This window comes from Myxococcus xanthus (assembly GCF_006402735.1).
Lineage (GTDB): Bacteria > Myxococcota > Myxococcia > Myxococcales > Myxococcaceae > Myxococcus > Myxococcus xanthus_A.
In genome coordinates, this window is record NZ_CP017174.1 from 4,466,907 (window position 1) to 4,481,690 (window position 14,784).

Consider the following 14,784-nt stretch of genomic DNA (forward strand, 5'->3'; position numbering starts at 1 on the left):
CGTCAGGGTGTTGATTCAGCGGGAGCTGGCCAGCAGCTGCTTGCGCAGTCCGTCCGCCAGTCCCAGGCGATCGAAGGCGCGGAAGACGAGCTCGGACGGGGCGCCGTGCTTGCGGCCGACGGCATCCGCCAGTTCGTGCAGGTCTCTGGCATCGTGCAGGACGTCACCGACCAGCCGCTCCAGTTCCTTGCGGAGCATGTCGGCGAACTTCTTCTGGATGCCCAGGTCGGCCAGGTACTTCTCGCGCCCGAGCAGGTCCAGCCGGTGCGTCAGGTGGGGCGCGGCCAGGGCCTCGCGGCGGAAGCGCTCGCGCAGGGCCTCCACGTCCTCCGTCAGCGACAGCACGGACACCAGCCGCTGCAGCTCCGACGGGCTCAGGCCCAGGGCCCAGGCCACGCGGCCGGCGGCGCCCCGCTGGGTGGTGAAGCCGTCCAGCACCTGGCGGCGCTCCTTCTCCACCATCGCGTCCATCAGCGCGTGGTCCCGGAGCACGTTCTCCAGATCCATCTGCGTCAGCTCGCCCCGCGCGCCATTGAAGCGCTGGGACAGGGCACGCAGCAGCGCGAAGCGGTGGTCGGCGGCCTCCAGGGCGGCCTCCACGATGGGCTTTCCGGTCAGGCGCGTCAGCTCCAAGAAGGACGCGCGCGGCGCCTCCACGCGGGTGAAGCGGCCCCGGGGGCGCGGCAGGTCCCTGCGCGAGAGGGCGGGCTCCTCGGCGAAGTCGGCGGGCGAACCCAGCGAGTCCTCCGTGGGGGCGCGCTTGCGCGGGGCGATGCGCTCCTTGACGGTGGCCTCCAGGTCCTCCTTCGCGGCCTTGCTGCCCTTCTTCCCGGCGGACGCATCCGCGGCGGGCGGCGGGGCGAAGGTGAGGGTGGGCTCGGCGGGAGCCGGAGCGGGCGGCGCCTTCTGATCGCGCACGTGAGCCAGCTCGCGGGCGACCTCGTAGAAGCCGCATGCCTGACGCTGCGCGGCCACGGAGGCCTGGGTGCCGCTGAGGATGTCGATGACGGCGAAGGGCCCCAGAGGGGAGGCCTCGGGTTCACCGTCCGTCAACGCGCGGACGCGGAAATCATCAGCCTCGGCCAGGAGGGCCAGCGCTTCGCGGACCTCGGGGGCCGGGGCGGGTGCCTTCGCGCGCCTGCAGAAGTCCGAGACGGCAACCGCCACGGGGGTGGGGACGTCGTCGGGCTGCCGTCTTCTCTGCCAGGGACTGTTCATGAATGTCGCGGAAAAATGCTCGTTTACGAGGGCGGATGCCTCTATCTTCGCCTACAGACAGGTGTCAATGAGCCAGTCCGATTCCAATCTAAACAGCCTACGGCGAGTGCAAGTCGCGGGGACGGGCGGGCGGGAGGGGAGGCGCTCCCCAGGGCCGCACGCCTAAGCGTTGCAGGGAGGGTGGGACGGGAGTATCAGGCCTGCGGCGTTCAGAGACCAACACATGCCGGTGACGTTTTCTTCTCCGGCGGGGCGCCTTTGTTGGGAAATGGCCGGGTCGCGAGGGTTGGCCGGATTGGTTACAAGAAGAGCGGAGGGCGAGGCAGCGGCGGGCCTCCACCCAGTGGCGCCCGAGGCATGGCGCGGACCCGCGGCGACTTTGAAGGATTTCACATGAGCAACAGCCACAGCCATCATCACCACCACGACGACGACCGGGACAAGGACGAGGTGCTTGCCCGCTACATGGCCCAGCATGGCCTGAAGAGCACGCGGCAGCGCAGCCTCATCATCGACACGTTCTTCGCGGTGGGAGGCCACCTGTCGGTGGAGGAGCTGTGGAACAAGGTGCGCGAACAGGACACCAAGGTGTCCGTCGCCACCGTGTACCGGACCATGAAGCTGCTCAGTGAGTGTGGCCTGGCCCACGCGCGCAACTTCGGGGACGGGCAGACGCGCTACGAGGCGGCCGCGGGGCGCGACCACCATGACCACCTGGTCTGTACGCGCTGCGGCACCATCATCGAGTTCGAGAATGAGCGCATCGAGGCGCTCCAGGACGCCGTGGCCCGCAAGCACGGCTTCAAGGTGACGTCGCACAAGATGGAGCTGTACGGCCTGTGTCGTGACTGTCAGCGGGCCGGGCCGCCCGCCTCGGAGGCCTGATCGCCATGTCCCGCGCGCTGCTACGGGGCGCCGTCGTGGCGCTGGTGGCGCTGGCCGGCTGCCGGGGCACTCGGCCGGTGGACGCGGGGTACGCCTTCCTCAACGCGCTGGCGCTGCCGTCGGTAGGGCCCACGCCGCATGACGTGCGCGCGCTGGACGGGAAGGTGGTGCTCGTCTCGTTCTTCGCGACGTGGTGCTTCCCGTGCCTGGCGGAGATGCCCACGCTGGAGGCGCTCCAGAAGGACTACGGCCTTCAGGGCTTCCAGGTGGTGGCGGTGGGCATGGACCTGGAAGGGGAGAAGGTCCTGGCCCCCTTCGCGGACCACTATGCGCTGCGCTACCCGGTGCTGGTCGCGAACCAGGCGATGATTGAAGGCCACAGCGCCTTCGGGGCCATCCAGGGCCTGCCCACCACCGTGCTGTTGGACCGCCGGGGCCGCGCCGTGGCCGGCTGGCATGGCGTGGAATCCCACGCCGACATGGCGAAGGCCGTGGAGAAGCTCCTGGCCCAGCCCAAGTAGCTTCCCGGCATTGCTACAGGCCTGGAGCGGAAATCTTGCGGGGCAGGGGGCCACTGGTACGGTCCTCCGGCTCATGACGGCGAGGCGAAAGTTCCTGGTGGTGGCGGTAGGGGTGGCTGCGGCCCTGAGCCTCGTGTCCGTCGTGGACGCGAAGGGCTTCCGCCGCTACCTCTCGCTCCGGCAGGACGTGGAGTCGGTGCAGGCCCGCAACCGCTCCCTGTCCGCCCAGAATGAGGCCCTGCGCAGTGAGATTGCCGCCCTGCGCAAGGACCCGGCCGCGCTGGAGCGCGCCGTGCGTGAGGAACTCGGCTTCGTGAAGCCGGGCGAGCTTGTCTTCCACCTGGAGTCCCCATGACGTCGCTTCCCGAGTTTCCGTCTCCCGGAAGGTTGCTGCGTCTCGCGGTCCGGTCCATTCCCGCCGCGGCCGCGCTCGCCACGTTCATCCACCTGGCGCGCGGCGGCTTCCGGGGGCTGAACACGCTGGGGTGGACCGAGGCGGCCCTGGTGGGCTGCCTCCTGGTGGGCATCGCCGTGGCCGCCTGGCGCCGGGCCATGCGTGGCGCTGTGGGCGCTGTCATCGACCTTCGGGACGACCTGGAGCTGGGCGGAGCGCTCATCTCCGCGGCCTTCGTCGTGGTGGCCATTGGCGGCGGGGACTTGTTCCCCATCGTCTACTTGCTGATGGCGTTCCTGGTGGCCTTCCTGCCGCGCAACGCGGGCCTCACGCTGCTGGGTGTGGCGCTGGTGTACGACGCGCTGGTGACCCTGGGCGGTCCGGTGCCCAACGCCACGGGCTACCTGACGCACGCGGCCTTCCTGGCCCTGTTCTCCGGCCTCTACCACCTGGTGCTGGCGGCGCGCATCGCCGCCGCGCGCCGGGCGGAGAGCGACGCGGTGCAGAAGCGCATCCGCGAGGTGGAGGAGCGGGCGCGCACCTTCAGGCTGGTGTCGTCCGGCACGCAGGACAGCTTCAGCGGGATGAGCTCGGACGAGAAGTGGCTGGTGGCCTCGGTGAAGGAGATCGAAGGCGCCGTGCAGGCCGCGCTCGAAATCGCGGAGACGGGGCTGCGCACGTACACCTGCGCCGCGTTCCTGCTCACGTCGGATGACCGGAGCCTCAAGCTGTACGACTGCCGCTCCGGCTCCGAGCGCGTGCAGCGCGAGCGCTTCAACGCGGGCGAGGGCATCATCGGCGGCGTGCTCAAGCGCCGCGCCCCGGTGCGGATGAACTCGCCGAACGGGCTCAAGGGCGTGACGCACTACGAGGGCAGCGGCCCCGCGGTGCAGGCGCTGCTCGCGGTGCCCATCCTGGAGGCCAGCGGACTGGTGCGCGGCGTGCTGGTGGCGGACCGGCTGGCGAACGAGCCCTTCAGCGACCAGGACGAGAAGCTGCTCTCCACCATCGCCGGCGAGGTGCTGCGCTCCATCGAGGTGGAGCGGGTGATGAGCTACATCCGCAAGACGCGCGACGAGAAGGACCGATTCTTCCGCGCCATCGAGGAGCTCAACCGCGCGGGCAGCCCGGACCAGGTGTTCGTGGCGGTGCTGGAGAGCACCCGGCAGTTGGCGGGCCTGGACTTCTGCGCGGTGACGCTGGTGTCCGAGGTCGACGGCAAGCGCATGCACCGCGTGGTGCGCATGTCCGGCGTGACGGCGCAGGGCCAGGCGCTGTCCGGCCAGAGCTTCGAGGACAACAACGGGCTGGTGGCCAACGTGGTCCGCTACGGGGCGCCGCTGCCGGGCCGCGACATCAAGGCCATGGACCGACAGATCATCTTCGACGACGAGACGCAGATTCGCGGCCTGGGGGCGCTGAAGATCTTCCCGCTGGTGGCGGGTGACCGCATCCTGGGCACGCTGGTGGCGGGCTCGCGCAAGAAGGCCGCGTTCGAACAGGACGTGCTGCGGATGATTGAGGTCATCGCCATCCAGGCCGCGCAGGCCGTGCTGCGTGCGCAGCTCTTCGAGCAAATGGAGCGGATGGCCACCACGGACGGCCTCACCGGCCTGTTCAACCACCGCACCTTCCAGGCGAAGGCGGACGAAATCCTGGCCCAGGCGCGGCGCTACCAGCGCAAGTGCTCCATCATTCTCACCGACGTGGACCACTTCAAGAGCGTCAACGACACCTATGGTCACCCGACGGGCGACCAGGTGCTCAAGGGCGTGGCCCGCATCATCAAGACGATGGCGCGCGACACGGACATCGTCGCGCGGTACGGCGGCGAGGAGTTCGTCATCATCATGCCGGAGACGGACGCCAAGGGCGCCTTCACCATCTCCGAGCGCATCCGCGAGGCCGTGAAGGCGGAGACGTTCCAGACGGAGATGGGGCCGCTGAAGATCACCATGTCGCTGGGCATCGCCACCTTCCCCGACAGCGGCACGGAGAAGCAGCAGCTCATCGACCTGGCCGACCAGTGCCTCTATCACTCGAAGCGCAACGGCCGGAACCAGTCCGTCACCGTGGCCATCATGCAGGGCGGCCGGAAGCTCCAGGCGGCGAACGCGTCCTGAGTGTGAAGAAGGGGGCCGCCCGTGACGCGCGGCCCCCTGGACCTGCTTCGGCGCATTACAGCGAGCGCAGGAACGCCAGCAGCGCGTCGCGGTCCGCGCTGTTCATGTTGGCGAAGTTGTTGCGCGCCGCCTGGCCCTCGCCGCCGTGCCAGAGGATGGCCTCGGCGAGGTTGCGGGCGCGGCCGTCGTGCAGGTAGGCCTCGCCGCCGCTGACGCCCGCCGTCAGGCCGATGCCCCAGAGCGGGGGCGTGCGCCACTCCGCGCCGGTGGCCTGGCCGTCCGGCAGGTTGTCCGCCAGCCCCGTGCCCATGTCGTGCAGCAGCAGGTCCGTGTACGGACGGATGGTCTGGCCGCGCAGCTCCGCGTGCGGGTGGTACGCGCTGGTCGTCAGGCTGGCCGTGTGGCACCGCGCGCAGCCCGCGTTGTTGAACAGCGTCTCACCGCGCAGCGCCGTGGCGTCGCTCAGGTTGCGGCGCGCCGGCACGCCGAGCAGGGAGATGTAGCGCGTGAGCTTGTCCAGCTCCGTGTTGGCCAGCTCGGTGCTGGTGCCGGTGCAACCCTGCTGCGACGGACCGCAGTCCAGCGACGGGAACACGGAGGTGGTGACGCCGATGTCGCTGTTGAGGGCCTCGGCCACCTGGTGGCGGACCGTGGCGGTGCTGGCCTTCCAGCCGAAGCGGCCCAGGCGCGTCACGCCCGTCTGTGGGTCGCGCACCTGGTGCATGCGGCCGGAGATGCCGTCACCGTTGCTGTCGTTGGGGTCCGCCAGCGCGGCGATGGCCGACTCGGGGATGGCCTCCAGCAGGCCCATGCCCACCAGCTGCGGGGTGATGCGCGCCGAGTAGTTCGTGGGCGTGTTATTGGTGAAGCCGTAGTTGGGTCGGCGCAGCTCGAACCGGGTGCCGTCACCGTAGGTGCCGGAGCTGACGGTCCACCCGGTGATGCGGGCCTCGCCCTCGGGCGTGCCGCTGGTGCGGCGCGGCTGCAGCCGGTAGCCGAGGAACGGGTCGGCGGCGCCATTGGCCTGGCCCACCTTCACCACATAGTTCGTCAGCGTCGTGTTGTTGCCCGGGGGCAGGGCGCGGCCGTTCTGCACGTGGCAGGCGACGCAGGACGGGGCGACGTAGTTTGGGCCCAGCTTGCCCTGGTGCTGCGTGAGCGCGGGGTTGCCCGGCTCGGAGTGGCTGCCATCACCGAAGTTCGTGTGGTGGATGCGGCGGCCTTCCACGAAGGGCTGCGCGCTGACCGGCGCCAGGTTGTTGGCCATCTGCAGGAAGCGGTTGTCGGGCTCGTTGGACTGCGGCGAGCTCAGCGTGGTGCGGCCACCGCTCCAGCCCGCCTGTGGCATGGGGATGGAGTCCCGGATGGAGCCCGTGACGTCGAAGGGCACCACGCCGCCCGAGCCGACCATGTAGAGGTACGTGGTGGCGTAGTAGTTGAAACGGCCTTCCACCGGTTGACGAAGGAAGACACCCACCTCCAGCTCCATTCGGTCGCCCACGCGGATGGCGCGGCCTTCCTTGGCGTTGAAGTCGACGCTGGATGTGAAGTGATAGTCGTTCACCTGGGTGAACTGGGCGTTGTGGAAGTACTCCGCCACGGTGCCGAGTCCACGGAAGAAGGCGCGGAAGTCAGGGCGCTCGTAGGGATAGACGGTGTGCAGGTTCACCGTGACGCGATTGCCACCCTTTGCGACCTCGTCGACGATCTCGATGTAGTGCGTGCGCGCCTGGAAGTAGAGGGGCAGGTAGTGGTCGTACGCCTGGAACATGTCCTCGCGCGCGTGGCGATCCCGGACGCGGTCGCCCACGCGGGTGATGATGGCGGAGGCCGTCTCCTGGACCGTCGCGGGCTCCAGCGGCGTGGACGTGGTGTACAGCGGGACGATGGGGCCCGTGGGAGGCGTGCCCGCGTCCGTCGGAGGTGGCGGCGTGCCCGCGTCGGTGCCCGCGTCCGGCGGGGGCGGAGGCGGGGTCGTGCCGGAGTGCGTGTAGCGCGTCCAGGCCGTGTCACGGGCACAGTCGCAGGACACGTCCCAGTACGTGAATGAGTAGTCGATGGTTTCGCCCGCGGACAGGCCGGTCACCGTGTACTGGTTCCGACCGTTGACGATGCCCATCCGATAGTTGAGCTGCCCCTGATTGTTTTGGACGTAGTGGATGTCCGCCCAGGCGTTGGTGTCGACGTAGAAGACGGCGGACGAGCCCGACGGCGTGACTCCAAAGGTGGCTGCGAACGCGTCGCCCACCAAGAGGGTTGCGACCATTACGACAACGGCCATTCCTGTTGCTCTGTTGTGCATCGTTGTCCTCTCCAAGCGATCCACTCCGGGCGCGGATTGGGGAGATTCTCCATCGTCCGAAGGAAGTCCGATTCTGAGGCACGAGGGCGCGAAATCCTATGGAGTTCGTTAATTCGTACTAATCCTGTCGGCTCCGCGACGGAGTCTGGCAGGGCCTTCCACGGTTGACGCGATGGGCCAGCCGTGACGTGGCGCGGAGCGTCGTGGATGGCGGAATCCGTTGCTCCTTCGCTGCGGGCATGGTGGATGCGAGGCAGGAGGGTGACCCTGGTACCGCTGGCAGTGACGACGAGCACGAAGGTGGATGCGGCGCTGGTGCGCGAGGCGCGGGCCGTGGCGGCGCGGTGGGGTGTGCCCTTCCTGCCTCGGCGCGCGAAGGAGAGCGTGGCGCCGTGGCTGGGGACGAAGGCGGCGGCGCTCTTGGTGGTGGGCGGTGACGGCGTGACGCTGTGGGACGCGGAGGGCTCGTTCGGGTTCCACGCGGGCATGGCGCACCTGCGGCGGATGCGGCTGCGGGCGGGGGAGCCGGATGCCTTCGTTCGGGTGGCGGAGCTTCGCGCCGGGGACTCGGTGCTGGACTGCACGTTGGGGCTGGCGCAGGACGCGATGGTGGCGTCACTGGCGGTGGGGCCCTCGGGGCGCGTGGTGGGGCTGGAGCGGAGCCTGGCGCTGGGAGCGGTGGCGGGGGAGGGGCTGCGGCGCTATGCGCTGGGCGAGGACTCAGGGCCCATTGAAGTGGTGCACGCGGATGCGCGCGAGTACCTGAAGACGTTGCCGTCGCGCGCGTTCGACGTCGTCTTCTTCGATCCGATGTTCGCGAAGCCGCGCAAATCACAGCCGGCGTTCGACATGCTGCGCCGCTTCGCGGAACACGCGCCGCTGACGCAGGCGACGCTGGAGGAAGCCCGGCGCGTGGCGCGGCGGTGGGTGGTGGTGAAGGGCGCGAAGTACACGGACGACCTTCGCAAGCTGGGCCTGGAGGATGAGCCCGGCTCGCGCTTCACCGACGTCATCTGGGGCCGCGTGGGGCCCTCCGCCGAGCTGTGAGGGCGGTTATCACCCTCCAGGGGTGACTGCCTGACAGGTTCCGATCCTGCGGGAAGCTCTGACGCGTCGCCTGAGGCCTACTCGTTCCCGGCGCCCTTCGGGGGGCCTTCGCTGCCCATCGGGGACAGCCGGGCGGACAGGGCTCCGGCCTGCTCGTGGGCCATCTTGTCCCGCGGTGAGCGGTAGTACTGCATGGGCGAATGGTGCAGGAAGTTCGACACCCGGCTCGTGTACAGACAGGCGTACTGCTCCACCTGGTAGCCAAAGCGGCTGTTCTCGTTGCCTTCCTTGAAGAGCAGTCCCCAGTACGGGTTGAAGCCTTCCTCCACGTCCTGCTCGAGCGTGTCCGCGACCTCGTTGGCCTCTTTCAAGGCCCGCCGCATCCGGTCCAGCTCCAACTTTGTCTGCTTGCGGAGCTCCTCCACGCCCAGCCGCTCATCCGGCGCCAGCTGTTCGCGCTCCAGCCGCCGCTCCAGGATGTTGAGCAGCGTCTTGTGGTGGTTCACCTCGTCGTCCAGGCGCTCACGGAGCACCTCCACCTGCGACAGCGTTCCAATCTCCTCCTGCCGCGTCGCCGTGTACGTGATTTCGTCCTCAATCTCCTGGACCACCATGCACGTGCGCCACAGCGACGACTTCTTCGACTTCAGGATGTCGCCGTAGATGTGGTCGCCCACGTACAGGATGTTCTCGCCCCGGTAGCCCGTCAGCTCCTCGAAGCGCGCCAGGTTGCCGCCCGAGTACACCTTGCCGCGCTCCAGCGACGAGGCCTCGCCCACCACGCGGCCTTCCTCCGTGGAGGCATCCAGCTCCAGGAAGGGGTGCGAGTCGGTGAAGAAGCCCGGCTTGCCCGCCGACGTCACCACCACGTCGAAGTAGTTCCTCCAGCTCGGATACTCCGCGAGCTGTCCGTCCAGGAGGTACTTCATCACCGCGTCCGTGTAGTCCCACGCGGAGTTCGTCAGCAGGAACAGCCGCTTCCCACCCGAGCGCAGCTTGTGCAATGCCGGCCCCAGCTCCGGGTCCAGGAACACGTAGCGCGCCAGGTCCTTGCGCACCTCGCGCTTGAGCGAGTTGTCCCGATGCACCGTGTCGATGGCCTCCCGGATGTCGTCGTACAGCTTGCCGTACTGGACCGTGTGGCCCAGCGACTCCAGCAGCTCGATGATGCCCGCGAACAGGCACGTCTCCGGCAACGCGAACAACGTGTCGTTCCACGCGAACTGCGGGTTTCGCAGCCGCACGCGCTTGTTCCGGTACAGCTCACGCGAGACCTCGCGCTTCAGCGGGCGCAGCCCGTGGTACGCGCGGCCCACGTGGCCGAAGCGGTCCATCTTCAGGATGTTGCCGTTGACGCGGTCCACCGCCAGCCCGCGCATCACGAAGTGATGGTCGTACAGCAGCCCGCCCACCACCGGCGGATAGCCGTACTCGCTCACCAGCTTCGCCAGCGTCATGTCGAACGACAGCTGCTCCAGCCGGCGCATGTGATAGATGGCCAACGTGTAATCCATGTCGAAGCCGAACAGTTCGACACTGGCCATGCGCAGGTTGCGGTTGACGAAGATGTCCCGCGCCCGTTGCACCACCACCTGGCGCTCGCGGGGCGACGTGAGCAGCCGCGTGAGCTCCTCGTCGGCGAGCAGTCCACCGGCTCGCTGCGCGGCGTCCTCGGCGCGGGCTCGATTGAGGGGAGAACGGAAGCTCCCGTGAAGCGGGTCCGGCGCGGGCCCACCCGGGATGGGACGGAACGGGGAAAGTGATGGTGCCAAGGGACTCAGACACATAACACGCGTGTGGGTGGCCCGGCTCTTACCTTGCGGGGCTTGGAGTCGGCATGGCACGCTCCGGGGTCTGCGATGCGCTCGCCCACCCGACGACAGCCCTCGGAGGCCCCCGAGGCGGTTCAAGCTCGCCTGTCCGCCCGGATCGCCGCGCTCGAAGATCGGGTTCGCCGCCTGGAGGCCCGGTTGCGTCTGAAAGTCGCCGCCACCGAGCCCGCCGCGCGAAGAGCCGCCCAGCGTACGGCCGAGCGCCCGGCCCGGGCCCGTCCCCGCTGCCCGGGGTGCACGCTGGAGCTGCCGCGTGGCCGCCGCGGTGAGTCGTGCGTGTGGTGTGGCTTCGTCTTTTCCGCCGTCACGCGGCGACGTCCGGCGCGAAAGAAGCGATGACGGCCACGTATCGGCTGACGAGCAAGGTGGAAGGCGGGGAACTGGCCGAGCTGTATCAGGGCATCGAGCTCCCCGGCATCCCCGTGGTGGTGAAGCTCTTCCACCCCAGGACGTCCGATCCGGCCTACGCCCATGACCTGGCGGAGACGACGCGGCTGCTCCAGCCCGTGCGGCACCCGGGCATCCTCCACGTCGTGGACCTGGGCGTCATCCGCCAGCGCCTGGCCGTGGTCCGCGAGGACGTGGACGGCTTCACCCTGGGCACCGCGCTCCAGCGCCTGCACTCCAAGGACGTGGTGCTGCCGCCCACCGTGGCGCTCCACATCATCATCCAGCTCCTGGAGGCCCTGCATCAGGCGCACGAGGCGGGCGTGGTGCACGGCGCCATCACCCCGGGCAACGTGGTGCTGTCGCATGACGGCCTGCCCGCGGTGTGCGACTTCGGCGCGCTGCGCGCCCTCATGGCCGTGCCCCAGCTGCGCAAGTCGTTTGGCCACCGGGGCCGCGGCACGTACCGCGCGCCGGAAGTCACGCGGGGCGAGCCGCACTCCGCGCAGTCGGACATCTACTCGCTCGGCGCCATTGCCTACGAGCTGCTCACCCAGCGTGAGCCCGTAGTGCCCGGCAGCGGCGGGGTGTCCACGCGGCGCAGCGAGGCCTTGCCGCCGCCCAGCCGCGTGGACCGGCGCATCAATTCACGGCTGGACCCGCTCATCCTCCGCGCGCTGGAGCCCACGCCCCAGCGCCGCTTCCGCTCCTGTGGCGAGTTCGCCACGTCGCTTCGCAATCAGCTCGCGGCCAGCGGCGGCATGCCCTCGGCGGACGACGTTCGCCGCTTCGTGCGGGAGCTGTTCCCCAACGAGATGAGCCTCGTCAGCTCGGGGCCCCCGCCGTTCAAGGAGCCCTTCACGCTGGAGCCCATCTCCGGCGCGGAGATGGACGACCTGCGCGCGGAGGAGCTCGAGAAGTCCGTGGTTCAGCGCGCCCCATACAGCCGCGCGCTGACCGAGGACGAGGCCAACGCGGAGACGCAGCAGGCCTCCGAGCCCGCGTTCGAGGAGTACCGCCCGGAGCTGTACGAGCGGGACGTGGCGGACGTGGCCACGCGGGTGCGGGCGCCCTCGGGCGCGTCCGCCTCCGACGCCACCGCCGCGCCGGGGGAAGATGACACCGGGCCCGCTCCCGCCGGACCGCTGGAGCAGGGGTGGGAAGCGCCGCCGGGCGCCGCTCCGCCGAAGCCTCGCCGCCAGCAGTCGTCGGTGGGGGGAGGGAGCGGCCACACCCGCATCGGGCGAAATCCGCGCCTCAAGGTCGTGGAGGACTTCTCCGCGCCCGAGCCGTCCGCGGATGACGAGGGCTCGGTCTCCGTCTCCGCGCCAGGTCGCCGCGGCGCCCGGGTCCGCCGCGCTCCCGCGGAGGCCAAGGGGCCCAAGACGATTCCGGACGTGTTGCCCGCGGTGCAGCCGGCCTCGGCGCGAGCGCGTGACGACATCGCGATGCCGCCGTCCGATCCGGCGTTGCCTTCGACTTCCGACGTGCACCGGCGCCTGGTGAGCGCGGAGCAGCGGTTGTCCGTGGCCCAGCACCGGTATGGACGCCGGTTGGGCATCGCGGCGGCCATCGCCGGGGTGGGGTTGGTCACCTTCCTGGTGGCCGCGTGGCAGCTCGGTGGTGATACCGCACCCGCACCGGAGGAGGCCCTGCGGGAGGCGAAGGCCGAGGCAGCTCCCGTGGGCCCACCGCCCGCCATGCCCATCGCGCCGCCGCCGCCGGTGCCGGTGCCGGCGCGTCCGCTTGCTCCAGAAGCCGCGTCGCGAGGGGGCGAGGAGGACGCGGCCCCCGAGCCGAAGCCTCCCTCGAAGTCTCAGCGCGCGTATGTCACCATCACCACCAATGTGCCGGCGGCCGTCTACGTCGACGGCACGCGGCTGAGCAGTCGTACGCCCCTCAACCGATACCCCGTCAAGGTGGGCACCCGGCGCATCAAGCTGGTGTCCGTCGCCACCGGTGAGCCCAAGGAGCTGGACCTGCGCATCAAGCGGGGGCAGCACCTCAAGGTCCTGGTGGACTCGTTCACGTCTCCGAGGCGGTGACCATGGACCCGACCCGCATCTTCGTCGTCGAGGATCAACCCCAGCTCCTCAAGAACCTGGTGAAGGTGCTGGCCACCTTTCCCGAACTGGAGGTGGTAGGCACCTCCCAGGAAGGGGAGGCCGCGGTGGAGGACATCGTCCAGCTCCGCCCCCAGCTCGTCCTCCTGGACCTGGAGTTGCCCGGCATCAACGGCATCCAGGTGACCCAGCGGGTGAAGCGCCGCGCCCCGGAGGTGGAGATCCTCATCCTCACGTCCTTCGACGACGAGACGAAGGTCTATGAGGCCATCCAGGCCGGGGCCTCCGGCTACCTGGTGAAGCGGGTGGGGCCGGAGAAGATCCGCTCCGGCATCCAGGAGGTGATGGAGGGCGGAACGGTCCTGGAGCCCATCATCGCCAAGCGTTTCTGGAACTACTTCCAGTCCGTCCAGGCGAAGTCCACCCAGGAGGAGAAGAAGCCGGAGAACCCCTGGGCGCTCACGCCGCTGGAGTTCGAGGTGCTGCGCTACGTGGCCAAGGGCCTGTCCAACGCCGAGGTGGGGCACGTGATGACGCTGGAGCGGCGGACGGTGCGCACGCACCTGTCGCATATCTACCGGAAGATGGGCGTCAACTCTCACGTGGAGGCCGTGGTGATGGCCCTGCGTGCGGGTGTCGTGGATCTATAGCCACGCTCTGGTTAGGTTCGGGGTCCTATGTCCAAGGCTTCCCCGAGCAAAGTACCCACTCGCGTGGCGGACCCCGCACTCGAGTCCCTGTTCGACGTCCACGAGGCCACGCTTCCCAACGGCCTCCAGGTGCGGCTGCTCGCCAACCACCAGGCTCCCGTTGTCAGCCTCTACACCGTGTTCCAGGTCGGCAGTCGCAACGAGCGGCCCGGCATCACCGGCATCAGTCACCTGTTCGAGCACATGATGTTCAACGGGGCGAAGAAGTACGGCCCCAAGATGTTCGACAAGACGCTGGAGTCCAACGGCGGCCGCTCGAACGCGTACACGTCCACCGACCTGACGGTGTACTACGACGACTTCTCCGCCGACGCGTTGGAGACGGTGCTGGACCTGGAGTCGGACCGGATGCGCTCGCTGCGCATCTCCCAGGAGACGCTCACCAGCGAGCGCGAGGTGGTGAAGGAAGAGCGCCGCGTCCGCGTGGACAACGACATCTTCGGCATCATGGACGAGGAGCTGGGCACGCTCGTCTACAAGGCGCATCCCTACCGCTGGCCTGTCATCGGATGGATGGCGGACATCGAGGCCATCCGCCGCGAGGACTGCCAGGACTACTTCCGCACCTACTACGCGCCCAACAACGCCGTGCTCTACATCGTCGGGGCCATCGACCCGAAGAAGACGCTGGCGCTGGTGCGCAAGTACTACGGGAGCATCCCCAAGGGCCCCGCGCCCGCGGCGGTTCTCAACTCCGAGCCCGAGCAGAAGGGCGAGCGCCGCGCCGAGGTCCGCCACCCCGCGCAGTCCCCCGCGCTGATGCTGGGCTTCCGGGGGCCGGCCGCGCGCGATGACGACACCTTCGTGCTGGACGTCATCCAGTACGTGCTGACGAAGGGGGAGGGGAGCCGGCTGATCCGCTCGCTGGTGTACGAGCAGAAGTTGGCCGTGTCGCTGATGCTCGACTGGAGCTGGCGCATCGACCCGGGCACCATCCTCTTCTACCTGGCCCTGAAGCCGGACTCCGACCCGAAGAAGGTGGAGGCCGCGCTGTACGCCGAACTGGAGAAGGTCGCGCGCGAGGGCATCACCGAGCGCGAGCTGCAGAAGGCGCAGAACAACCTGCGCTCGGACCACCTGCGCGAGCTGGCCACGAACAGCGGCCGGGCGCATGCCCTGGGCCACTACGAGGCGCTGCTCGGCGACTGGCGCCGGTTGCTGACGCTGCCCTCCACCTACGCCTCCATCACCAACGACCAGGTCAAGGCCGTGGCCGCGAAGTACTTCGCGCCCGAGCACCGCTCCGTGGTGACGCTGGTTCCCGCGCCCACCGAAGCCTGAGCCCGGCCCGTACAAGGAAAC

General features: G+C 69.2%; 11 protein-coding genes. 8 read left to right on the top strand and 3 right to left on the bottom strand.

From position 1 onward, the window contains the following. Window positions 1–15: 15 nt before the first annotated feature. Window positions 16–1,167: a hypothetical protein gene (locus BHS09_RS18635; RefSeq protein ID WP_140798489.1), complete on the bottom strand. Its 1,152-nt coding sequence runs from the start codon at window positions 1,165–1,167 to the stop codon at window positions 16–18. Window positions 1,168–1,611: 444 nt separating this feature from the next. On the opposite strand from BHS09_RS18635, the gene BHS09_RS18640 reads away from it, so the two are divergent. From BHS09_RS18640 to BHS09_RS18655, 4 genes are all read left to right on the top strand, one after another. After that, a complete protein-coding gene (locus BHS09_RS18640; RefSeq protein ID WP_174258825.1) occupies window positions 1,612–2,103 on the top strand; it encodes a Fur family transcriptional regulator in 492 nt (163 codons plus the stop codon). Between the two features lie 5 nt (window positions 2,104–2,108). After that, window positions 2,109–2,624 carry a TlpA family protein disulfide reductase gene (locus BHS09_RS18645; RefSeq protein ID WP_140791816.1) on the top strand — a complete coding sequence of 172 codons (516 nt, stop codon included), beginning with the start codon at window positions 2,109–2,111 and terminating at the stop codon, window positions 2,622–2,624. Between the two features lie 73 nt (window positions 2,625–2,697). Beyond that, on the top strand, window positions 2,698–2,979 hold the full coding sequence (locus BHS09_RS18650; RefSeq protein WP_140791818.1) for an FtsB family cell division protein: 282 nt from the start codon (window positions 2,698–2,700) through the stop codon (window positions 2,977–2,979). After that, window positions 2,976–5,141 (top strand): sensor domain-containing diguanylate cyclase, encoded by a 2,166-nt coding sequence (locus tag BHS09_RS18655; protein ID WP_140791820.1) that lies wholly within the window; start codon window positions 2,976–2,978, stop codon window positions 5,139–5,141. The genes BHS09_RS18650 and BHS09_RS18655 overlap by 4 nt, the downstream gene beginning before the upstream one ends. Window positions 5,142–5,196: 55 nt before the next feature. Here BHS09_RS18655 and BHS09_RS18660 read toward each other — a convergent pair whose 3' ends face one another. Then, entirely contained in the window at window positions 5,197–7,443 is a 2,247-nt protein-coding gene (locus tag BHS09_RS18660) for a di-heme oxidoreductase family protein (RefSeq protein ID WP_174258826.1), read from the bottom strand. A 183-nt stretch (window positions 7,444–7,626) separates the two neighbouring features. Here BHS09_RS18660 and BHS09_RS18665 point away from each other — a divergent pair, with 183 nt between their 5' ends. Next, window positions 7,627–8,490, top strand: a complete 864-nt coding sequence (locus BHS09_RS18665) for a class I SAM-dependent methyltransferase (protein ID WP_140798490.1) — start codon at window positions 7,627–7,629, stop codon at window positions 8,488–8,490. Window positions 8,491–8,567: 77 nt separating this feature from the next. Here the strand turns inward: BHS09_RS18665 and BHS09_RS18670 are convergent, their stop codons facing one another. Further along, window positions 8,568–10,277: an HAD-IG family 5'-nucleotidase gene (locus tag BHS09_RS18670; RefSeq protein ID WP_140798491.1), complete on the bottom strand. Its 1,710-nt coding sequence runs from the start codon at window positions 10,275–10,277 to the stop codon at window positions 8,568–8,570. Window positions 10,278–10,657: 380 nt separating this feature from the next. Here BHS09_RS18670 and BHS09_RS18680 point away from each other — a divergent pair, with 380 nt between their 5' ends. Genes BHS09_RS18680 through BHS09_RS18690 form a run of 3 tightly spaced genes read left to right on the top strand, consistent with a single transcriptional unit; the run spans window position 10,658 to window position 14,763 of the window. Continuing rightward, a complete protein-coding gene (locus BHS09_RS18680) occupies window positions 10,658–12,754 on the top strand; it encodes a serine/threonine-protein kinase (protein ID WP_237080427.1) in 2,097 nt (698 codons plus the stop codon). A gap of 2 nt (window positions 12,755–12,756) precedes the next feature. After that, window positions 12,757–13,422 (top strand): response regulator, encoded by a 666-nt coding sequence (locus tag BHS09_RS18685; protein ID WP_174258827.1) that lies wholly within the window; start codon window positions 12,757–12,759, stop codon window positions 13,420–13,422. 27 nt (window positions 13,423–13,449) lie between these two features. Further along, on the top strand, window positions 13,450–14,763 hold the full coding sequence (locus BHS09_RS18690) for a M16 family metallopeptidase (protein WP_140798494.1): 1,314 nt from the start codon (window positions 13,450–13,452) through the stop codon (window positions 14,761–14,763). Window positions 14,764–14,784: the final 21 nt, after the last annotated feature.